Below are 19233 nucleotides of genomic sequence, written 5' to 3' on the forward strand. Positions count from 1 at the left end.
TGCCGCTTTTGGAGGATAGCTTCCTGGCTGCACTACTTGCGTCGGCGCAACATGAGTGCCGATCCGAGAATTACGGCGATGACTGCAATGGCAGTGATGGCGGCAATTCCTGCCACACCTGTGTTGGCGAGCACTCGCTGTTGAGGTTTCGCTTTAGGCACCACATTTGCAGTGGTGGTGGTTGGCTGCACGCTCTTGAGCTGTGAGGCCTGCGGCTGGGGAGTAGGCGTACCCGTGGGGTGTGCGCTCGAACCGCTTCCATTCCATGGAATTGGCACTGGGATGATCAGCGGCCCGGATTCTTCTGCAACAGTAATTGTTGCGTCATCAATTGCAATGACGTTGCCGTCTGCATCTCTTACCACCACGAGTACGGAGACGGAATCGCCTGCTTCTGCGTCTGGCGCCGCAGTGACCGTGAGCTGGTGAGTAACACCATCAATTGCCAGTGTCCAGCCATTGGCAGCGGCTTCATCAGGGTCTGCAAACTGGGCACTCAGAACCACCGCACCTGCAGGTAGCGCCATTCCCACGTTACCAACGGTGACAGACTCACCCGCGCGCACTGTTGCATCAGGCCAATTAGGCAGCAACTCGTTGGGTTCCGCAAAAGCTGGTGCAGTTACTTGGATTTGGAATGGGTCTCCGATGTTCACCGGCGCACCAGGATCGCCCTCGCGTGGAGCCGCGACCAACTGCACGGTGACTCCAGTTTCTTCGCTCAGTGCTTTTGGCAAATTGCCGTACACCTTGCCGTTTTCATCAATGAACACCTCCGCATCCTCCACTGGCACTCCATCGAGGAGCACGCTGCCGGTGATCCTGGCTGCGTCTTTAGGAGAAGCTACGTTTACCTGCACGCCAAGATCTCGATTATTTCCTGCAGGAACGGAGGTGGCGTTGCTGTAGTCATAGGAAAGGGGTTGGCAGCGGTCGTTTTCTGAGGTGATGGGCTTGTAGGTCACATCAACGGTGCTTTGAACACTGATGTCTCCGGCGGCGCTGCCGGAAGGGGTGTAAATGTGCCACATGGATGCGTTTGCATCTGCAGCGCCCCAACCCCCTCCCTTGGCGTTGAAGGCGCCGAGGTTGATGGTTACTGGCCCTCCATCTTGGAAGGATGCTGGGGGTTCAATCACTTTGGTCACAGGTACTGTGCTGATGATTTCTGGGTCAGTTTTAGGAATAACCGCATCCATTGTGTAGGTGCCAGATGGGCCATCAACCTGGAAGGTGATGTTTGCGTCCAAGACTTCACGCCCAGAGACTTGGTAGGCGCGAACCCAAGGACGGAACGTAAAGGAATTGTTCGCGGCACTCTTGTAATTTTGGATCCCAATAGACATCTGGCCGGAAATACCCTTGTTCTGTTGAGCCCCATTTGAGTCCTGATCCACTGAAGTGGATACAGAGGCCTTGCATTGGCCTTGTGAGCCAGGCGGTGGAGAAACTACCTGGGCAGCGGCCTTTGTGTTGAGCGCCGGTGCGTCTTCCATTGGTTGAGCGTGCGCAACTGGATGGAAGAGACTCACTGCTAACGCAGAGGTTGCAAGCAGCGCTGCGCCTGAGCGAAGGTTCGGTGTTGGGGACATGGCGATCCTTAAGAACTAGAGTGATGGTGCCGCTATTGTTCTACACTCATTGACCCCTGAGCAGGCACTAAAAAAGAATGCCCCCTAGACGGGGGCATTTTCTCAGGCTAATCACCAATTTGGTCGCGTCCACGCATCACAATTTGCGGGTCGGGGACACCCACTACCTCGTGATCTTTGTTGGTGTACTCAAACTTGCTCAAGATGTAGCGCATCGCGTTGATGCGGGCGCGCTTTTTATCGTTTGAGCGGATGGTGATCCACGGGGATTCGTCGGTATCCGTGTAGCGGAACTGCTCTTCCTTGGCGCGGGTGTAATCGTCCCAGCGGTCCAGTGAGGCCAGGTCCATTGGGGAGAGCTTCCACTGGCGCACGGGGTCCACCTGGCGGATGGCAAAGCGGGTGCGCTGCTCCTTTTGGGACACGGAGAACCAAAACTTCGTGAGTGAGATGCCGGAACCCATAATCATGTTTTCCAACATGGGCACCTCACGCAGGAACTCGGCGTGCTGCGACTCCGTGCAGAAACCCATCACGCGCTCCACGCCGGAACGGTTGTACCAGGAGCGGTCAAAGAACACGATCTCACCCGCAGATGGGAAGTGCTGGATGTAACGCTGGAAGTACCAAGAAGTGGATTCCCGTGGCGAAGGCTTTTCCAAAGCAACGGTACGGGCACCACGAGGGTTGAGGTGCTCGTTGAAGCGCTTGATGGTGCCGCCCTTGCCTGCTGCGTCGCGCCCCTCAAACAGGATGATGTGGCGCTGGCCCGTATCCTTGGTCCAGTTTTGCCACTTCAACAGTTCAATTTGAAGCGCGCGCTTGGTGTGCTCGTACTCCTCGCGAGTCATCCGCTCCTGGTAAGGATAGTTTTCCCGCCAGGTTTCAATAGGTTCGCCGTTCGGCTTGAGCAGGACGGGATCGTCCTCATCGGAGTCATCGACAATGTACCCCTCGGTTGCCGCTAGGTCGATGATTGGGAGGTCATTTTCATTGTCAGCCATGAGTCAATTTTAGCCCTTTGCAGCAACCTTGGCGCAGCAGTGGGAAACATTTTCTCCCCCTGTTGGTTTGTGGCGTTGGTGTGGGGCGTTGCAAAAGTTTTTGTGACTGGTGTGGCGGGTGGTACCTCGGGGACGCAGAAGCACAATATGAAAGAAAAGGGTTGGTGTTTCCACCGCAACCCGGGAACCTTGCTAGCGGGCGAGGCCCAGATTCTCAACCGCGAAGCCATTCTTCCATGATCACCTGACCAAACATAGCGAAAACCCGCCTAGACGATGTCTAGACGGGTCACTGCTCTTAAGCTTCAGACGCTATTACTTAGCGGTGAAAACAGTCTCAGCCAGGCCGGAACCCCAAGCAGCGGTGTCCTTGAAGAGGAACAAGGTGTTGAGGATGTTGTCCCAACCCTTGACTACGTCGCCGAGACGGGAGAGGCCGAGAACGATGTTGTTGAGGATCTGAGTGAAGTCCATGTTTTTCTCCTGTTAAGAATGATTACGGTGATCTAGAGGGTTTCTAGATTACTTGCCGAGTACGTTAGGAACAGCCTGCTGGCCGGTGAACTCGAGGAAGGTGTTGAAGATTGCAGCCAGTGCCTTGGAAGCGGTCTGGAAAACGTCTGCGAAGCCAGCAGCACCAAGAACACTGAAGGTGGTGTCAATGTAGTTGAAGAAATCAGAGGACATGAATACTCCTAGAAGTAAGTTCTCGGCGCGAGGCCAAGAGTGGATCGGAATCCCACCGAGTTTCTATTGGCTCGCGCCTCATCTCAGTGGCTCGATTAGGAACACTAACACCGTCGGCAAGCGTTCGCTAGTCAATTCGCCAAAGATTGCCTCACACTTCGAATGTGGCCTACACCACTGTAACAAGGGAACTCACAGGTGCTTTCAGCAAAACCCAAGGATATCGTTACTGATTCGCAACCCGTTCAGTCTGCAGAATTGCAGCAATACCCCCGCATTAGGGTAGGAAAAATTTTTAGAAAAATATCTTTACCGGTGCCTCACGGGCCTCAATTTTCACAAAATCCACGTCTAATAAGCTCTTAAGCGCCACCCAGGCAATGCTGGCGGCAATCGTTTGCACCTTCGGCGCTAGACACGCCGCATTCAATCCGCTATTTTGTGGCGTTCTATGCGCACAGAAAAGCCGCCCAGGGGCTCCCCTAGGCGGCTCGCAGCGTAGAGCTTAGAAGCCCATGCCACCCATCTCATCAGCGCCTGGCATTGCAGGAGCTGCTGGTTCTGGCTTGTCAGCCACCACTGCCTCGGTGGTGAGGAACAGGGCAGCAATGGAGGCCGCGTTCTGCAGCGCAGAGCGGGTCACCTTCACTGGGTCATTGATGCCCGCAGCCATGAGGTCCACGTACTCGCCGGTAGCGGCGTTCAGGCCCTGGCCGGTTGGCAGGTTGGAAACCTTATCTGCAACCACGCCTGGCTCCAGGCCAGCGTTGTGGGCAATCTGCTTGAGTGGCGCAGAAAGTGCCTCACGCACAATCTTCACGCCGGTTGCCTCGTCGCCGGTGAGGTCCAGGTCATTTTCCAGCACGGTGGCAGCCTGCAGCAGGGCTACACCACCGCCAGCCACAATGCCTTCCTCAACCGCAGCCTTGGCGTTGCGCACGGCATCCTCAATGCGGTGCTTGCGCTCCTTCAGCTCCACCTCAGTTGCCGCACCAACCTTGATCACGGCAACGCCGCCGGCCAGCTTTGCAAGGCGCTCCTGCAGCTTCTCGCGGTCGTACTCAGAGTCAGAGTTCTCAATCTCCGCACGGATCTGGTTCACGCGGCCCTCAATCTGAGCCTGGTCGCCTGCGCCTTCAACAATGGTGGTGTCGTCCTTAGTCACCACAACCTTGCGCGCGCGGCCCAGCAGCGGGAGATCAGCGGTCTCCAGGGAGAGGCCAACCTCTTCTGCGATAACCTGGCCGCCGGTCAGGATGGCGATGTCCTGGAGCTGTGCCTTGCGGCGGTCACCAAAGCCCGGTGCCTTCACTGCTACAGACTTGAAGGTGCCGCGGATCTTGTTCACCACGAGGGTGGAAAGGGCCTCGCCCTCCACGTCCTCAGCCACGATCAGAAGTGGCTTGCCGGACTGCATAACCTTCTCCAGCAGGGGCAGCAACTCCTTGATGTTGGAGATCTTGCCGGAAACCAGGAGGATGTATGGGTCTTCCAGCACCGCCTCAAGGCGCTCCATGTCCGTTGCAAAGTAGCCGGAGATGTAGCCCTTATCAAAGCGCATACCCTCGGTGACCTCAAGGTCTACACCAAAGGTGTTGGACTCCTCAACGGTAATCACGGATTCCTTGTTCAGCTTGCCGCCACCCACGGCGTACATTGCCTTGGCAATCTGCGCACCGATCGCTGGGTCCGCGGCGGAAATGCCGGCGGTAGCGGCGATCTCTTCCTCGGTCTCCACTTCCTTGGCGGAAGCCAGCAGGTTTTCGGTGACCTTTGCAACTGCCTGCTCGATGCCGCGCTTAATGCCCATTGGGTTGGAACCCGCTGCAACGTTGCGCAGACCCTCGCGCACCAGCGCCTGAGCCAGCACTGTGGCGGTGGTGGTGCCGTCGCCGGCTACGTCGTCGGTCTTCTTTGCAACTTCCTTGACCAGCTCAGCGCCGATCTTCTCGTATGGATCTTCAAGCTCGATCTCTCGGGCGATGGACACACCATCGTTGGTGATGGTTGGCGCGCCCCAGCTCTTCTCCAGAACCACGTTGCGGCCCTTGGGGCCCAGGGTCACCTTTACGGCGTCTGCCAGGGTGTTCAGGCCCTTTTCGAGGCCGCGGCGTGCTTCCTCATCGAAGGCGATGATCTTAGCCATAAGTTTCGTACTCCTTATATATATTGAGACGACACTCACGTCCATGTGTTCCAAGTAGGCGCCCGCGACGGCACGGGAAGGCTGAGTGTGGTCCTACCCTCACCCACTTCTGGCACTCCATCTATGCAAGTGCTAATCCCGTTTTAGCAGTCAGGGGTGGCGAGTGCAAGGCACAGGAGTACGCTGGGAAGGCATGGATACTGTTATATCTGATTCCGTTTCACGCATCCGGCCCCTCGTTGAGGCGCAACGCAGCCAGATTTTCACCGACCTCGCGGAAATCACCTCCTTCCACTCAGTGCATTCCACTGAGCAAGACGCCGCGGATCACGCACACGCCGCCGCCTGGGTGAAGCAGGCGCTGGCCTCGGTTGGCCTTGAGGTCACAGAGCTGCCCTCGATCATCGGCACCAACACGCCAACGTTCATTGGCACCAAGGCTGCCGATCCGGGCCAGCCAACGGTGCTGTTGTACTCCCACTACGACGTGGTTCCCGCTGGCGACCCCGCCGCCTGGATCACGCCCGCGAATGAGCTCACTGAGCGCGAGGGCCGCTGGTACGCCCGCGGCGCCGCAGACTGCAAGGGCAACCTCGTGATGCACCTCGCCGCCCTCCGCACCGTCGCTGAGCTCGGCGGCACGGGCGTCGGTATCAAATTCCTGGTCGAAGGTTCGGAGGAGCAGGGCGGCGCGGAGCTTTCCGCGCTCATCAAGGCCCAGCCCGAGCTCTTCCAGGCAGACATGATCCTGATCGCAGACTCTGGCAATCAGCAGGTGGGCGTGCCGACGCTGACAACGTCGCTACGGGGCGGCGCTCAGCTCAGCGTCACTGTGGACACGCTGCACGCGGCCGTCCACTCGGGCTCTTTCGGCGGCGCCGCTCCTGACGCCGTAGCCGCGCTGGTTCGTATCCTCGACTCCCTGCGCGACGAGCACGGCCGCACCCAAATTGACGGCGTGTCCACCATGGCCAAATGGCCAGGCGTGAGCTACCCGCGGGAGATGTTCCGCCAAGACGCCGGCATCCGTGATGGCGTGGACATTATGGGCACCGATGAGGACGATCCGGCAGACATGGTGTGGGCGCGCCCAGCCATCAGCATCACCGGCTTCACCTCCACCCCCGTTGAGCAGGCCGTGAACGCCGTGCCACCAACCGCCACCGCCCGCCTCAACCTACGCGTACCAGCCGGAATGGATGCCGGTGAGGTGGCCGCCAAGTTGGCCGAGCACCTGCGCACTCACGCCCCATGGAATGTTCAGCTCACCGTTGATATTGAAGACGTAAACGCCCCCTTTGCCTCGAAGCTAGACGGCCCAGGCGTTGCGCTGTTTGATTCCTGCCTGGCCGCAGCCTACGGCAAACAAGAAACCGTGAAGCAGGGTTCCGGCGGCTCCATTCCACTGTGCGCCGAGTTGCTCGAGGTTGCGCCCCAAGCGGAACTTGTGCTCTTTGGCGTGGAGGACCCACTGGCCGTGATCCACTCCCCCAATGAGTCCGTGGATCCAAACGAGATCCGGGACATCGCCGTGGCCGAGGCCGCCTTCCTGCTGCAATACGGGACACCCCCAAAAGTGTGACACAGCTTGCACCCTGATGTGACGGGGATTACTGTTTGCTTTTGTGATGAACCTTAGCGCCGTACCAGTAGCCCGAGTGCCTTGGGCTACGTACTCGGCGGTGGGAACCGGCTCCCCACGTACCGGGAAGTAGTCGGTAACACCCCAGCAACACGGAGTCGGCTCCACCACTAACTAAGGACCACTTCAATGCAAGCTCTGATTGCCATCACAGACCCCTTCTTTGCCCGCTTTGGCCGCAACCTCCCCAAAGGTTTGGCGGAAGAAGCCGCTGGCATGCAATGGCGCACCTTCATGGCAACCTATGCGCCAGCCGCCAGCGTGCGCGTCCAAATCCACTCAGAACAAAAGCTCCCCGGCTTCCACAACGCCTACCACGCAACCGTTTCCGGCGTTGAGCACACCATCATCGCCTCCGGCCCAGTCTCCGCCTGCACTCACTTGCTTGCCGATGCCGGCCGGCGCGTAGAGATCCTCAAGTTCCACCAGTGCGAAATCTTTGAGGCAACCGTGACGTTCATCTACGCCTGCCACAACAACACCAAGAAATGGGCCATTGGTTTTGGTGGCAGCAATGCGCAGTCTGTGGCCGCAGCCCTCAGCGCCGCCGGTGAACGACTCAGGTAGGCTAGGTGTGTCCCGAAATGAGTAAGGAAGAACTTGGTGCTTTTGCTGCTGCTGCTCGCTGCTGCCTCAATCGCGGCACCCGTGCTCGTGAAAATTCTTGGCCGCCCCGCCTTTGGCCTACTCTCCCTTGTCCCGCTCGGCGGATTACTTTGGATCCTGCGTGAGTTTGCGCGGGGGACGTTTGCAGACGGAGGCGCCCTCACCGCCCATTATGGATGGATGCCCCAGGCGCATCTCAACCTCACCCTGCGCCTGGACTCCCTAGCAGCCCTGTTTAGTGTGATCATTTTGGGCGTCGGCACGCTTGTCCTGCTGTATTGCTGGGGCTACTTTGATTCAGCTCCGCGCCGCCTGCGCTTTTTCGCCGGGCAGATGGTGGGCTTTGCATTTGCCATGTACGGCCTCGTTATCAGCGACAACTTCCTGCTCATGTACGTTTTCTGGGAAATCACCTCCGTGCTTTCCTTCATGCTGGTGGGCTACTACGGCGAGCGCGCCTCCTCCCGCCGCAGCGCCACACAAGCGCTCATGATTACCGCTCTTGGCGGCCTAGTGATGCTAGTGGGCATCGTTCTCCTCGGCACCCAAACCGGCGTGTGGCAGCTTTCCGACATTCCAAATGCCCAGTTAGAAGGCGTACCGTACATCTCCGCCGCGATGGTGCTCATCCTCGCCGGCGCACTCTCCAAATCCGCCATCGCCCCCGCACACTTCTGGCTGCCTGGTGCGATGGCTGCCCCCACCCCAGTTTCCGCCTACCTGCACTCCGCGGCGATGGTGAAGGCCGGAATCTACCTGGTGGCCCGCCTCTCCCCCGACTTCAACTTTGCCCCCGCATGGCACCTAGTCATCTTGCCGCTAGGTGTGGTGACGATGCTGATGGCGGGGTGGATGTCACTGCGCCAAAACGACCTCAAGCTGGTCCTCGCATACGGCACCGTAAGCCAATTGGGCTTCATCATGACGCTCGTGGGAATCGGCTCACGTGACGCCATGCTGGCCGGTCTTGCGCTCACATTCGCCCACTCACTATTCAAGGCGTGCCTGTTCATGGTCGTGGGCCTCATCGACCACGCCTCCGGCACCCGCGACCTGCGCAAACTTTCTGGCCTGGGGCGCAAGGAGCCGCTGCTGTTCGTGCTCGCCCTGATCGCTGGTGCCTCCATGGCCGGCATCCCGCCGCTGTTCGGCTTTGTGGCAAAGGAAACAGCTCTAGACGCTGTACTGCACGAAGAACTTTTGGTGGGCCTGCCGGGGCAAATGCTGCTGGTGGGACTTGTGCTGGGCTCCGTGCTCACCATGGCCTACACCCTGCGTTTCCTCTACGCCTTCGGCGGCAAAGAGCCCAGTGAAGCCGTTGACGGGATGCACAAAATCACCGCCCTGCAATACTTCCCACCTGCAGTTCTTGCCTTGCTCACCGTGGTTTTTGGCATTGCGCCTGCTGGCCTGGACTTCCTCATCACCACCCATGTGGAAGGTGCCCACCTGGAACTATGGCACGGCTTCACCATTCCGTTGCTCCTCTCCGCAGTGATCATCGTCGCAGGTAGCATCATGCATTGGCAGCGCACCCAAATTGCCAAGCTCCACAACGGCACCCCGGCGCTCGGCGACGCAGACGTGGCCTACGACTCCGTCCTCGACTTCCTCCGCGCCCTCTCCCTCCGTCTCACCGCCTCCACCCAACGCGGCTCCCTGGTGATCAACCTCGGCATCATCTTTGCGGTGCTCACCGTTCTCCCGCTGGTCACGCTCCTGCTCGGGGAGCGTAACGACGTCCGCATGCAACTCTGGGACAATCCCACCCAAGCAGTTGTGGCGTTCGTTGCAATCGCCGTTGCGATTGCCGCCACGGTGCAAGCTAACCGCCTGTCCGCCCTCATCCTCGTGGGCATCACCGGCTACGCCATGGCAATGATCTTTGCCCTTCAAGGCGCACCGGACCTGGCGCTCACCCAACTCCTCGTGGACACCGCCACCGTTGTGGTCTTCATGCTGGTCATGCGCCGTTTCCCCGCCGAAACCCAATGGAAGCAAGACCCCAAATCCAACCGCTTCCGCGCCTGGCTCTCCATCGCCGTTGGCCTCTCCGTGATGATCCTCACCGTGTTCGCCATCAACGCCCGCACCACGGAACCCATCGCAGTGAAGATCCCCGACCTCGCCTACGAAATCGGCCACGGCGCCAACGCCGTCAACGTCCTGCTGGTAGACATCCGCGCCTGGGACACCTTCGGTGAGATCACCGTCCTCATCATCGCCGCCATCGGAATCGCCTCCTTGGTCTTCCGCACCCGCGACTTCCACCGCGCCTCCCGACGCCCCACCGTCACCTCCGGGCGCCGCTGGCTGGCCGCACGCAACGACTCCGAAAAGATGCGCAACCGCTCCATCATGGTGGACGTTGTCACCCGCATGCTGTTCCCCACCATGATCGTGCTCTCCATCTACTTCTTCTTCGCAGGCCACAACGCCCCTGGTGGCGGCTTCGCCGGAGGTCTCGTCGCAGCACTGGCCCTCACCCTGCGCTACCTCGCTGGGGGTCCCGACGAACTGGAGGAGGCACTGCCCGTGGACCCGTCGAAACTGCTCGGCCTTGGCCTACTCGCTTCGGCAGCCGCCGCCGTATGGCCGATGCTGCTGGGCTACCCGCCGCTGACCTCCTTCGTGTGGGAGATCGGCGACGTCCACATTGCCAGCGCCCTGCTCTTTGACCTCGGCGTGTACCTCATCGTGGTGGGCCTTGTGCTGTCCATCCTCCACTCCCTCGGCGGCCAGTTGGACAAGGACGAGGAGATGCGTAAGCAACGCGCCCGCGACCGTGCCCGCAAGATGCGTCAGAAGGTGAAGCAATGGTAGTGAACTTCTCCCTCCTTCTCATGGCCGGCGTACTCATTTCCGCCGGCGTGTACCTTGTCCTTGACCGCGCAATGACCAAAATGATGATGGGCTTGCTCCTGCTCGGAAACGGCGTGAACCTCATCCTCCTCATGGCCGGTGGTTCCCCAGGCAGCCCACCAATCAAGTACCGCGACTCCGAAATCTACGGCGAACAAGTTGCGGACCCCCTTGCTCAAGGCATGATCCTCACCGCAATCGTTATCTCCATGGCCTTGACTGGCTTCATCCTGGCTCTCGCCTACCGCGCATACCGATACCGCACCGAGGACATCATCGAAGACGACACCGAGGATGCAGCAGTCGCAGCGCGCCCACCTGTCGCCTCCGCAGCCCCAGACCACGACGCCTCCGACGACCCCACCACCGGCCGGCTCACAGACCGCGGCGACTCCTTCGGCCCAAAGTCATTCGAAGCCCCAGTGAGCGAGGATTGATGTTTACCCTCCTACTTCCCCTTCCGATCATTGCGCCTGCGATCGCCGCGGCGTTGTCGCTGGCGTTCGCTCGCTACCCAAGAACTCAGCGTTGGGTGGCACTTGGCACGCTGTTTTTCATGATCGTCCTTTCTGCCTACATGGTGTACTACGTGGACCAGGAAGGCATCCAAACCATCCAGATCGGCGGCTGGGACGGCCCGATTGGCATCACACTGGTGGCGGACCGGCTCTCCACACTGATGCTTCTGGTTTCCGCGATGGTGCTGTTCTGCGTGTTCTGGTACGCCATCGGCCAAGGTGTGCGCGACGGCTCCAAAGACGAACCCGTGGCCGTCTTCCTGCCTTCCTACCTGCTGCTTTCCATGGGCGTAAACCTTTCCTTCCTGGCCGGGGACCTCTTCAACTTGTATGTGGGCTTCGAGGTTTTCCTCGTTGCGTCCTATGTTCTCCTCACACTTTCCGCCTCCGCTGCCCGTGTGCGCGCCGGTGTTGGTTATGTGATGGTGTCCATGGCCTCCTCAGTTGTGTTCCTGATCGGCATCGCACTGGTGTACGCCGCCGTGGGCACGCTGAACTTGGCGCAGATCTCCGAACGCATGGGGCAATCCGGCATCCACACCGCAATCTTCGCTGTCCTCCTCATCGCATTCGGCATCAAAGCCGCCGTCTTCCCTCTGGACAGTTGGCTCCCAGACTCCTACCCCACCGCCCCCTCCCTGGTCACCGCCGTGTTCGCCGGTTTGCTCACCAAAGTTGGTGTGTACTCCATCATCCGCATGCGCTCCGTTGTGTTCACCGACGGCGCCCTGGACACCCTCCTCATGTGGGTGGCCCTCAGCACGATGCTGGTAGGCATCCTTGGCGCAATGGCCCAAAACGACATCAAACGTCTCCTTTCCTTTACTCTCGTGAGCCATATCGGCTACATGATCCTCGGCGTCTCCCTTGGCACCGAGCAGGGGCTTTCCGGCGCGATCTTCTACGCCGTTCACCACATCCTGGTGCAAACTGCCCTCTTCCTGGTGGTTGGCCTCATTGAACGCCAAGCCGGTAGCTCCTCGCTGCGCCGCCTCGGCTCCCTGGCACGCAGCTTCCCCATCCTCGGCCTGCTCTACATCATTCCCGCACTCAACCTGGGCGGAATCCCGCCTTTCTCCGGCTTCCTGGGCAAGGTCATCCTTGTAGAAGCCGCCGCCGCCAAGGGTGGGGCAATGCCGTGGATCATGGTCGCCGGCGCGATCATCACCTCCCTCCTGACGCTGTACACAATGGTCATGGTCTGGGCCAAAGCCTTCTGGCGCGACCGAAAAGACGCCCCCGAGTCCACCGCCATGGCACGCCCCAGTGTGCTCTATGAAGTCACCGATGAGGTCAAGCTTGAAGAGCGTGACGACGTCGGCAAGGCTCCAACAGGCATGGTCGCGGCCACTGCGGCCCTGGTGATCGCCTCCCTTGGTGTGTCGGTGGTTGCCGGGCCAGTTTCCGGCATCACCAGCCGAGCCGCGGCCACAGCCCAAGACATCTCGATCTACCGAACCGCTGTTCTTGGCAACCAAGAACCCGGCCGTACCCTAGAACAAGAACGCCTTGACGACGGCTCGGACACCATCGACCAGCGCCAGACGGAGGGAATCCAATGAAAATCCTTTGGACCATCGTCTTATGGGTGATGCTCATGGGCGAGCTCACCATCGGCAACGTAGTAGCCGGCCTGCTGGTGGGCGTGTTTGTCCACTACGTTCTCCCCTTGCCAAAGCTTCCCATCGGGCAGCTCCGCATCCACGTGGGCTCCCTCATCATCTTGATTGCGGAATGGGCGTGGCAGCTCGTTGTGGCCTCCATTCAGGTTGGCTGGTTGGCGCTGTGGCGGACCCCGCATTCCGCCATCATTAAGGTTCCGATGCGCGTGGAAAGCGAATTCGTATTTACCATCGCAACCTCGCTCTACAACCTTCAGCCCGGTGGAACCGTGACTGACATTGACCTTGCAAACCGCACGTGGACTGTTCATTTGTTGGATGCCTCCTCTCACAGCAAGATTGATAAAGCTTTCGCGGAAATTGCCGAATTTGAACGCCGCCTGATCAGGACTTTTGAATAATGTATGAGATTGCACTAACGATCATCGCCTGCATTTTCAGCGTGGCGTTTATCCTCACCACCTACCGCATCATCGTGGGCCCCAACTCAATGGACCGACTCCTTGGGCTCGACGCCACCACAGCAATGCTGCAATGTGCCTTTGCCACCTACATTTGTTGGTCGCTCGACACCACCGTGGCAAACGCCATGCTGGTGATCGCTCTGCTTGGTTTCATCTCCACCATTGCGATTTCCCGCTTCCGCAAGAAGGACGGTGCCCGATGACCGACATCATCTCCCTCATCATGCTTTCCATCGGCGCAGTCCTCGTGCTTGCTGCAGCCATTGGACTGAACCGTTTCCCCGATACCCTTTCCCGTATCCACGTAATCACCAAGCCTCAAACCTTAGGGCTTGTGCTCACCGTAGGTGGCGCTGGCATTCGCGTGATCGGCAGCGAAAGTTTCTCCGTTGCCGAGCGTGGTGACCTCGGCATTCTTGTCCTCCTCATTCTCTTTGCTCTAGTGACAAGCCCTGTGACGGCCCAGCGACTGGGGCGCTTGGCGCGTCGTGAAGGCCTGTATGGGGAACTTTCCCGCAACGATGAACCTGCCGCCCGAAGGAGGAAATAGTGCTACTCATTTCTAGTCTCTTTGCGTTTTGGGTGCTGCTGCGCGAATCAACCCTCCCGATCAAAGACAGCATCACGCAATGGCTCCCGCCGGACCTTGCTGTGTACGTCCTGGCTGGACGGCAGCTCGCAGACGGCGGCAACCTCTACGACGGTGACTTTGTCCCAGGCCTTCCCTTTACCTATCCACCCTTTGCCGGCACCCTTTTTGCGCAGCTCGCGCCGATGTCAGACGGGATCGTCACGGTGTTCTGGCAAGGCCTTAACTTCATGAGTTTGGTCGCCGTGATTCTGCTGTGCTTCCAGCACCTCGGCAAACGCATCACGCCCACCGTCGCTGCGCTTGGCGTCACTCTTGCTGTTGGCGCGCTCGCGCTTGACCCCGTGCATGGCAGCTTCCACTACGGCCAGATCAACCTCATCCTCATGGCCTTAGTTGCCCTGGATTTCCTCCCCAAGAATCGCTTTGCCGGAATTGGCGTGGGCCTGGCAGCCGGGCTGAAACTCACCCCCGCGTTTTTTGGCATTGTATTCCTGATTAAGCGCCGTTGGACTGCCGCAGCGGTGAGCTTTGGTACGTTCCTGGCTACTGTAGCGATCGGCTATCTGACTGTCCCCGATGCACATAGATTTTGGACCTACGCCATTTTTAACTCCTCTCGTGTTGGCGAACATTCAAATCCTGGTGCCCAATCGATTCGGAGCCTACTCGAACGTACCTTCGACGTCAATAGCACGGCAATTTGGCTGGTCTGTGTACTTATCACACTTGCAGTTGCCGTATGGGCAATCCATCTCAGCGGCAACATGGTGCTCGCGATGGGGTTCGCCGGAATTACCGCCTGCCTCATCTCACCATTCTCCTGGTTCCACCACTGGGTGTGGGTGATTCCGATTGGCGTGTGGCTCATAGTTCGCCTGGACAACCTCCGCGCAAATCTTCCTTGGCCACTAAAACACCTTTCCAGTGTTGGCATTTTTGCAGCTCTCATCCTTTTCCTTTCCCCCTACTCCTCCGCCGTCGCGTGGCGAAGCATGGTGTATTGGAACTACGCCGACGATCCTAGCAACCTCCTCAACCTTCGATTCATCGGCGCTGGTTTCCTATGGATGCTCGGGTATGCCGTAGGAAAAGTTTGTGTGACGCAAGTGAAAAAACGTAAGTCTCATCAGCCACTCTAGTTACACAAACTTTTCCCACCTGCGATTTTCTGGAACCCCTTGCCAAATAGCGTTGGCCAACTTACACTTAGGTCAAATGTTCGAATAAGGGGGAATAATGACGCTTGAACCTTTCTACGCGGTCAGCGCTTCTGATGACCAAATAGCAATCGCACAACGAACCGTAAACAAGGTCACCTACGAGCTCTACGCAGCACATTTGGAGGGGGCAGATGATGTAGATCTCCCTGCGTTAGCAGTCACAATTGCAACGCGCACGGGGCAATCTCCATACAACGTGCGCAATGCACTGTTTGCCATCTACGAGCTCCGCAACCTGCCAAAACTGCGCGCTTTTGTGGAGGCCACTTGGATCATGGATATTGACCGGATCCGCGGGATTATCGATTGCATGCGGGGCTTATCCAAGGAGTTTTGGGCAGAGTTCGACGAACGCATTCTCAAAGCGCTAATTCCGCGCTCACCAATGCAAGATTTACCAACAGCCAGAACGCTTAAAACCCGAGCTCAGGCCATACGCAAGCGACTGATGCCAATGAAGGAGGAGAAGGAGGAATCCCTCAACATCAAAATTGAAGATTCGCGCCCGCTCAGCACCTGCAACATGCGGCTCAAACACGACACAATGCTGCTCTTCCAGCGCACAATCGAATTGATCCAGAAGCGCAAGCATTGCGATGCCCCTACCGCGTTCCGCCACCTCCTGGACGCAAAGGTGAAAATGAACGTCAACCTGCACCTTTACAAGGGCGATGGCACGGTATCCACGGAAGATTCACACTTCTGGGAAGAGGAAATCGCATCCTTGCTGAAGGACGCCACGGTACAGGGTCCATGCAAAACAGCCCGCAGCACCTACCACTTCTCGCCTCAACAAAAGGCAGAAATCCGGGGCCGCGATGGCACCTGCCGCTTCCCCGGCTGCGGCCGCTCCGCGCGCAACGCAGACATTGACCACGTGGTCCCCTTCAACCAAGGCGGTGCGACCAGCATCCATAACGCCCAATCGCTGTGCCGCGAGCATCACATCATGAAAACCCGCCGCATCGTTTCCGCGAGCATTGATCCAGACTCCTTCGCGGTGAAGTGGGTCATGCCCGACGGCTCCACGATCCACACTCACCCCGAAGGTCCTCTAGCCCCAATCCTGCGGAAGAAGACCTACACCCTACGAAACATGGAGGCGCAATTCTTTAAATAATCTCCATATCCACGGCCTGGACCCAATCCCCAGAGCTTGCAAAACTTGCACGTTGACGCTGGTAAGAAGCCCCTTCATCAATGATACGGAGGACTCCATGCAACTCTTGCACACAACCAAGTTCCCGCGCGATCGGCTCCAACCGGGCAACCCAATCGCGCAGGTCATCAGTGACCAGGCGCTCGTCGGTTTCGCGGCTGGTAATCACAATCGCATCCAAACCATAGCGAGCACCGCGCCACTTGTTCTCCCGCAGGTGCCAATCCTGCAGAGTGGGCAACGGCTTCCCGGCGGAATACAGCCGGTCAAAGTACACAACAAGGCAATGAGTCAAAGCTACCGACGCGGCCAGCGCCCCAAGATCAGAGGTGGAGTCCGCGATTCGGACTTCAATCGTGCCCCACTTTCCGGCTGGGCGGATATCGAAGTGCATCTGGCCCACATGGTTGATCACGCCACTGCGGTCCTGGTCCACCATGTACGCTTCAAATTCCTCCCACGTTTGGAATTGGTACGGCAGTCCTGCAGTAGGAAGTTGTTGGTAAAGCATGGTGCGGTTGCTGGCATACCCGGTGTCCATACCCTCCCAGGCAGGCGAAGACGCCGTCAGCGCCAGGATGTGCGGGTACATGGTGTTCACGGCATTGATGATGGGCCAAACCCGCTGCTTGTCGGAGATACCCACATGGACATGGATACCCCAGATCAGCATTTGGTTTCCCCAGTACTGGGTGCGCGCGATGATCTCGTTGTAATGCCCCTTCTCGCTCAGGGGCTGTTCTCTGAAGTCAGCGAATGGGTGCGAGCCCGAGGCCCAAACCGCAATCTCCAGCTCACTGGCAGCTTCTTTGACGGCCTTGACTGCGGTAGAAAGTTCCGCAACGGCCTCGCCTGCAGTGTTGTGCACACCGGTGACCAGCTCTACGGTGTTCGCCAAGAACTCACGCTCGAGGTGAACTTCCGGGTAGTGCTGCTCCACATACGCCACTACATCGGCCGCGCGGGGCACCAAGTCTCGTGTCACCGGATCAATGAGCGCGACCTCCCACTCCACTCCGAGGGTAGGCGCCGGGGAAGGGTGAAAAATCATGGCAAGTCCTGAACAAGGACAAGCACCAGTGGGTCGCCTTCACGTGGAACGGTTACCGAGCCAGTTTGTTCAGCAAGGCGCTGGGCTGCTTCCTCATTGCCGGGTGCGAAGAAAACGGTGTTTTGGGCAAGGATCTCATCCGAGTAATTGCCGGTCTCCGTAACTTCCCAACCCATTCCGGAAACGCGCTCACCGGCAGAAGCCGCAAGGCCCTGGATCGTGGAGTTGTTCAAAACCTTCACCCCTGGCGGTGGCGGTGGTGTTTCGGCAGGAGGAGCTACCGCTGTAGTTGTTGTGGTGGTGGTAGTTTCTTGCGCCACAACTTCCTCTTGGGGAGTCCGCATTTGGAACAAGCCCCAGAGCGCCAGAAGGACTGCAACGGCGATGAGGATCATGGCCATGCCGCGCAAGGGAAGGGTTTTTTCAGTCACGTTTGTTCATTCTAGCGTCTCGAAGCCGGCGCAAGCGTGCCGTGAGCAAGGGATAGGCAGCCATGACGTGGGGAACGTCGATGGCGATGTTGAGCGCTTGGTAGTAGCGGACGGGTGAAACGCCAAAGCGCTCGCGGATAGCCTCTTCCTTGTTCCGGTGCGTTTGTTCCTCGAAGGCCAGGAGGTCCAGCAGTTTATCGCTATCCATGCCTACACTGTAAGCCATGACTATTCGCCCAATCGTCATCTATGGTGACCCAGTGCTGCATACCCCCACGGAGCCCGTGACGGAGGATATTTCTGAACTGATTGCAGACATGTATGAAACCATGGACGCCGCCAACGGCGTGGGCTTGGCCGCCAACCAGGTTGGGGTGAACAAGCGGGTGTTTGTGTATAACTGCCCGGATGATGACGGCGTGATGCATCGCGGCTGCGTGGTGAATCCAACGCTGGAAGTGTCTGAGGAGCAGGAAGAGGAAGAGGAAGGCTGTCTGTCGGTGCCCGGCGAGGCATGGCCAACGTGGCGCGCCCACAGGGTGACGTTACGCGGTTACGACGAGCACGGCGCCCCCATTGAGCTGGAGGCGACTGGCTTCCTTGCGCGCTGCTTCCAGCATGAGGTGGGGCACCTAGACGGGTATGTGTACACGGATGTGCTGGTGGGCAAGTTCAAGCGGCAGGCCAAGCGGGTGCTGAGGAACCACACTTGGGGCAAGACGTGGATGCCTGGGGTTGACCCGGATCCGTTTGGGTGGGACTGATGTTTAGGAAAGAGCCGGTCCGAGTGGGTGATCGCGTGGTGGTCCGTAGTGATACGGAGGTGATTGGTGTGGTCACTAGCTTGGATCCGCTCACGCTGAACGGTGACATCGTGATCCCTAAGTATCAGGTGATGAAAAAACTTTCGCCGAAAACCGTGATGAACAGGGATATCAGGGCGATTGAGCAGGCTACAGCGAAGGCGTTTCCGGGAGCGCATCAGGAATGGACTAGCGACGGCCAGTGGTTGATGCGGGCCGGGGATGGGATTGCGGAGCGGTCGAATTCGGCGGCGCCGCTGGGGCCGAGTGCTCGGTTTGTGCCGATTCCGTGGGATGAGATTAATGAGTTTTATCGTCGGCACAATCTGCCCACCACGTTGTTGATTCCGGAGCGGATTGCGCCAAACCCGAATGTGCCGATGGGCCCGGAGATCATTGTGATGACCCGCAATCTGGAGAATTTGCCGGAGCAGGCGGAGGGATTTGAACTGCTGGAGAAGCCTGATCAGCAGTGGTTGGATTTGTACCATTTCCGTGGGCAACCGCTTCCCGCTGACGCGTTGGAGTTGCGCCCGATTGATGGGGAGATGGGATTTGGGCGTCTGGTGAGGGATGGGCAGACGGTGGCGGTGACGAGGGGAACGATCACCGATGGGTATTTGGGTTATTCGGCAGTTGAGGTGGCGGAAAAGTATCGGCGGCAAGGACTGGGGACCGCACTGGGTGTGGAGATGTTGCGCTGGGCCAGGCAGAAGGGAGCGCACACTGCCTATTTGCAGGTGATCGCCGATAATGTGGCGGGAATAGGGCTGTACCACAAGCTAGGGTTTGTGGAACACCATCGGCATCGGTACACACGCTAGACTGCAACTC

The 19233-nt window shown here is 58.7% G+C and carries 20 protein-coding genes; 12 read left to right on the top strand and 8 right to left on the bottom strand.

Annotation, left to right across the window (positions count from 1 at the left end):
• Positions 1–32: 32 nt before the first annotated feature.
• The 5 genes from NQ050_RS04980 to groL all read right to left on the bottom strand — a co-directional run bounded on the left by NQ050_RS04980 (position 33) and on the right by groL (position 5429).
• Complete coding sequence (locus NQ050_RS04980; protein ID WP_257038188.1) at positions 33–1592, bottom strand: hypothetical protein; 1560 nt, start codon at positions 1590–1592, stop codon at positions 33–35.
• A gap of 107 nt (positions 1593–1699) precedes the next feature.
• Positions 1700–2596, bottom strand: a complete 897-nt coding sequence (gene ppk2, locus NQ050_RS04985) for a polyphosphate kinase 2 (RefSeq protein WP_257038189.1) — start codon at positions 2594–2596, stop codon at positions 1700–1702.
• 315 nt (positions 2597–2911) lie between these two features.
• Positions 2912–3070, bottom strand: a complete 159-nt coding sequence (locus NQ050_RS04990; RefSeq protein WP_257038190.1) for a hypothetical protein — start codon at positions 3068–3070, stop codon at positions 2912–2914.
• A 48-nt stretch (positions 3071–3118) separates the two neighbouring features.
• On the bottom strand, positions 3119–3283 hold the full coding sequence (locus tag NQ050_RS04995; protein ID WP_257038191.1) for a hypothetical protein: 165 nt from the start codon (positions 3281–3283) through the stop codon (positions 3119–3121).
• A gap of 505 nt (positions 3284–3788) precedes the next feature.
• Entirely contained in the window at positions 3789–5429 is a 1641-nt protein-coding gene (groL, locus tag NQ050_RS05000) for a chaperonin GroEL (protein WP_257038192.1), read from the bottom strand.
• A gap of 193 nt (positions 5430–5622) precedes the next feature.
• Here groL and NQ050_RS05005 point away from each other — a divergent pair, with 193 nt between their 5' ends.
• The 10 genes from NQ050_RS05005 (at position 5623) to NQ050_RS05050 (ending at position 16075) form a co-directional block, all read left to right on the top strand.
• Positions 5623–7011, top strand: a complete 1389-nt coding sequence (locus NQ050_RS05005; protein ID WP_257038193.1) for a dipeptidase — start codon at positions 5623–5625, stop codon at positions 7009–7011.
• Between the two features lie 189 nt (positions 7012–7200).
• Positions 7201–7638, top strand: a complete 438-nt coding sequence (locus NQ050_RS05010) for an acetyl-CoA acetyltransferase (RefSeq protein WP_257038194.1) — start codon at positions 7201–7203, stop codon at positions 7636–7638.
• A gap of 33 nt (positions 7639–7671) precedes the next feature.
• Positions 7672–10500 carry a Na+/H+ antiporter subunit A gene (locus NQ050_RS05015; RefSeq protein WP_257038195.1) on the top strand — a complete coding sequence of 943 codons (2829 nt, stop codon included), beginning with the start codon at positions 7672–7674 and terminating at the stop codon, positions 10498–10500.
• Positions 10494–10976: a Na(+)/H(+) antiporter subunit C gene (locus tag NQ050_RS05020; RefSeq protein WP_257038196.1), complete on the top strand. Its 483-nt coding sequence runs from the start codon at positions 10494–10496 to the stop codon at positions 10974–10976. Before NQ050_RS05015 ends, NQ050_RS05020 begins: the two co-directional genes overlap by 7 nt.
• Positions 10976–12619 (top strand): Na+/H+ antiporter subunit D, encoded by a 1644-nt coding sequence (locus NQ050_RS05025; protein WP_257038197.1) that lies wholly within the window; start codon positions 10976–10978, stop codon positions 12617–12619. Before NQ050_RS05020 ends, NQ050_RS05025 begins: the two co-directional genes overlap by 1 nt.
• Positions 12616–13080: a Na+/H+ antiporter subunit E gene (locus tag NQ050_RS05030; RefSeq protein ID WP_257038198.1), complete on the top strand. Its 465-nt coding sequence runs from the start codon at positions 12616–12618 to the stop codon at positions 13078–13080. The genes NQ050_RS05025 and NQ050_RS05030 overlap by 4 nt, the downstream gene beginning before the upstream one ends.
• Positions 13080–13346 (top strand): monovalent cation/H+ antiporter complex subunit F, encoded by a 267-nt coding sequence (locus NQ050_RS05035; protein ID WP_257038199.1) that lies wholly within the window; start codon positions 13080–13082, stop codon positions 13344–13346. Before NQ050_RS05030 ends, NQ050_RS05035 begins: the two co-directional genes overlap by 1 nt.
• Positions 13343–13693, top strand: a complete 351-nt coding sequence (locus tag NQ050_RS05040) for a monovalent cation/H(+) antiporter subunit G (protein WP_257038200.1) — start codon at positions 13343–13345, stop codon at positions 13691–13693. The genes NQ050_RS05035 and NQ050_RS05040 overlap by 4 nt, the downstream gene beginning before the upstream one ends.
• Positions 13693–14874, top strand: a complete 1182-nt coding sequence (locus NQ050_RS05045) for a glycosyltransferase 87 family protein (protein WP_257038201.1) — start codon at positions 13693–13695, stop codon at positions 14872–14874. The genes NQ050_RS05040 and NQ050_RS05045 overlap by 1 nt, the downstream gene beginning before the upstream one ends.
• Positions 14875–14971: 97 nt before the next feature.
• Positions 14972–16075 (top strand): HNH endonuclease signature motif containing protein, encoded by a 1104-nt coding sequence (locus NQ050_RS05050; RefSeq protein WP_257038202.1) that lies wholly within the window; start codon positions 14972–14974, stop codon positions 16073–16075.
• Here NQ050_RS05050 and NQ050_RS05055 read toward each other — a convergent pair.
• Genes NQ050_RS05055 through NQ050_RS05065 form a run of 3 tightly spaced genes read right to left on the bottom strand, consistent with a single transcriptional unit; the run spans position 16068 to position 17804 of the window.
• Positions 16068–17165 (bottom strand): glutamate--cysteine ligase, encoded by a 1098-nt coding sequence (locus NQ050_RS05055; protein ID WP_257038203.1) that lies wholly within the window; start codon positions 17163–17165, stop codon positions 16068–16070. The two genes, NQ050_RS05050 and NQ050_RS05055, sit on opposite strands and share 8 nt — an antisense overlap.
• Positions 17162–17596, bottom strand: coding sequence for a LytR C-terminal domain-containing protein (locus tag NQ050_RS05060; RefSeq protein ID WP_257038204.1), 435 nt, complete (start codon positions 17594–17596; stop codon positions 17162–17164). The genes NQ050_RS05055 and NQ050_RS05060 overlap by 4 nt, the downstream gene beginning before the upstream one ends.
• The gene (locus tag NQ050_RS05065; protein ID WP_257038205.1) at positions 17589–17804 is read right to left on the bottom strand and encodes a DUF3263 domain-containing protein; all 216 of its coding nucleotides are present in this window, start codon (positions 17802–17804) and stop codon (positions 17589–17591) included. The genes NQ050_RS05060 and NQ050_RS05065 overlap by 8 nt, the downstream gene beginning before the upstream one ends.
• Positions 17805–17820: 16 nt before the next feature.
• Here NQ050_RS05065 and NQ050_RS05070 point away from each other — a divergent pair, with 16 nt between their 5' ends.
• Together NQ050_RS05070 and NQ050_RS05075 are read left to right on the top strand one after the other, a co-directional pair.
• Complete coding sequence (locus tag NQ050_RS05070; protein WP_257038206.1) at positions 17821–18360, top strand: peptide deformylase; 540 nt, start codon at positions 17821–17823, stop codon at positions 18358–18360.
• On the top strand, positions 18360–19223 hold the full coding sequence (locus NQ050_RS05075; protein ID WP_306428499.1) for a GNAT family N-acetyltransferase: 864 nt from the start codon (positions 18360–18362) through the stop codon (positions 19221–19223). Before NQ050_RS05070 ends, NQ050_RS05075 begins: the two co-directional genes overlap by 1 nt.
• Positions 19224–19233: the final 10 nt, after the last annotated feature.

It is taken from the genome of Corynebacterium sp. 122RC1, assembly GCF_024580955.1.
In the GTDB taxonomy this organism is placed as follows: domain Bacteria; phylum Actinomycetota; class Actinomycetes; order Mycobacteriales; family Mycobacteriaceae; genus Corynebacterium; species Corynebacterium kozikiae.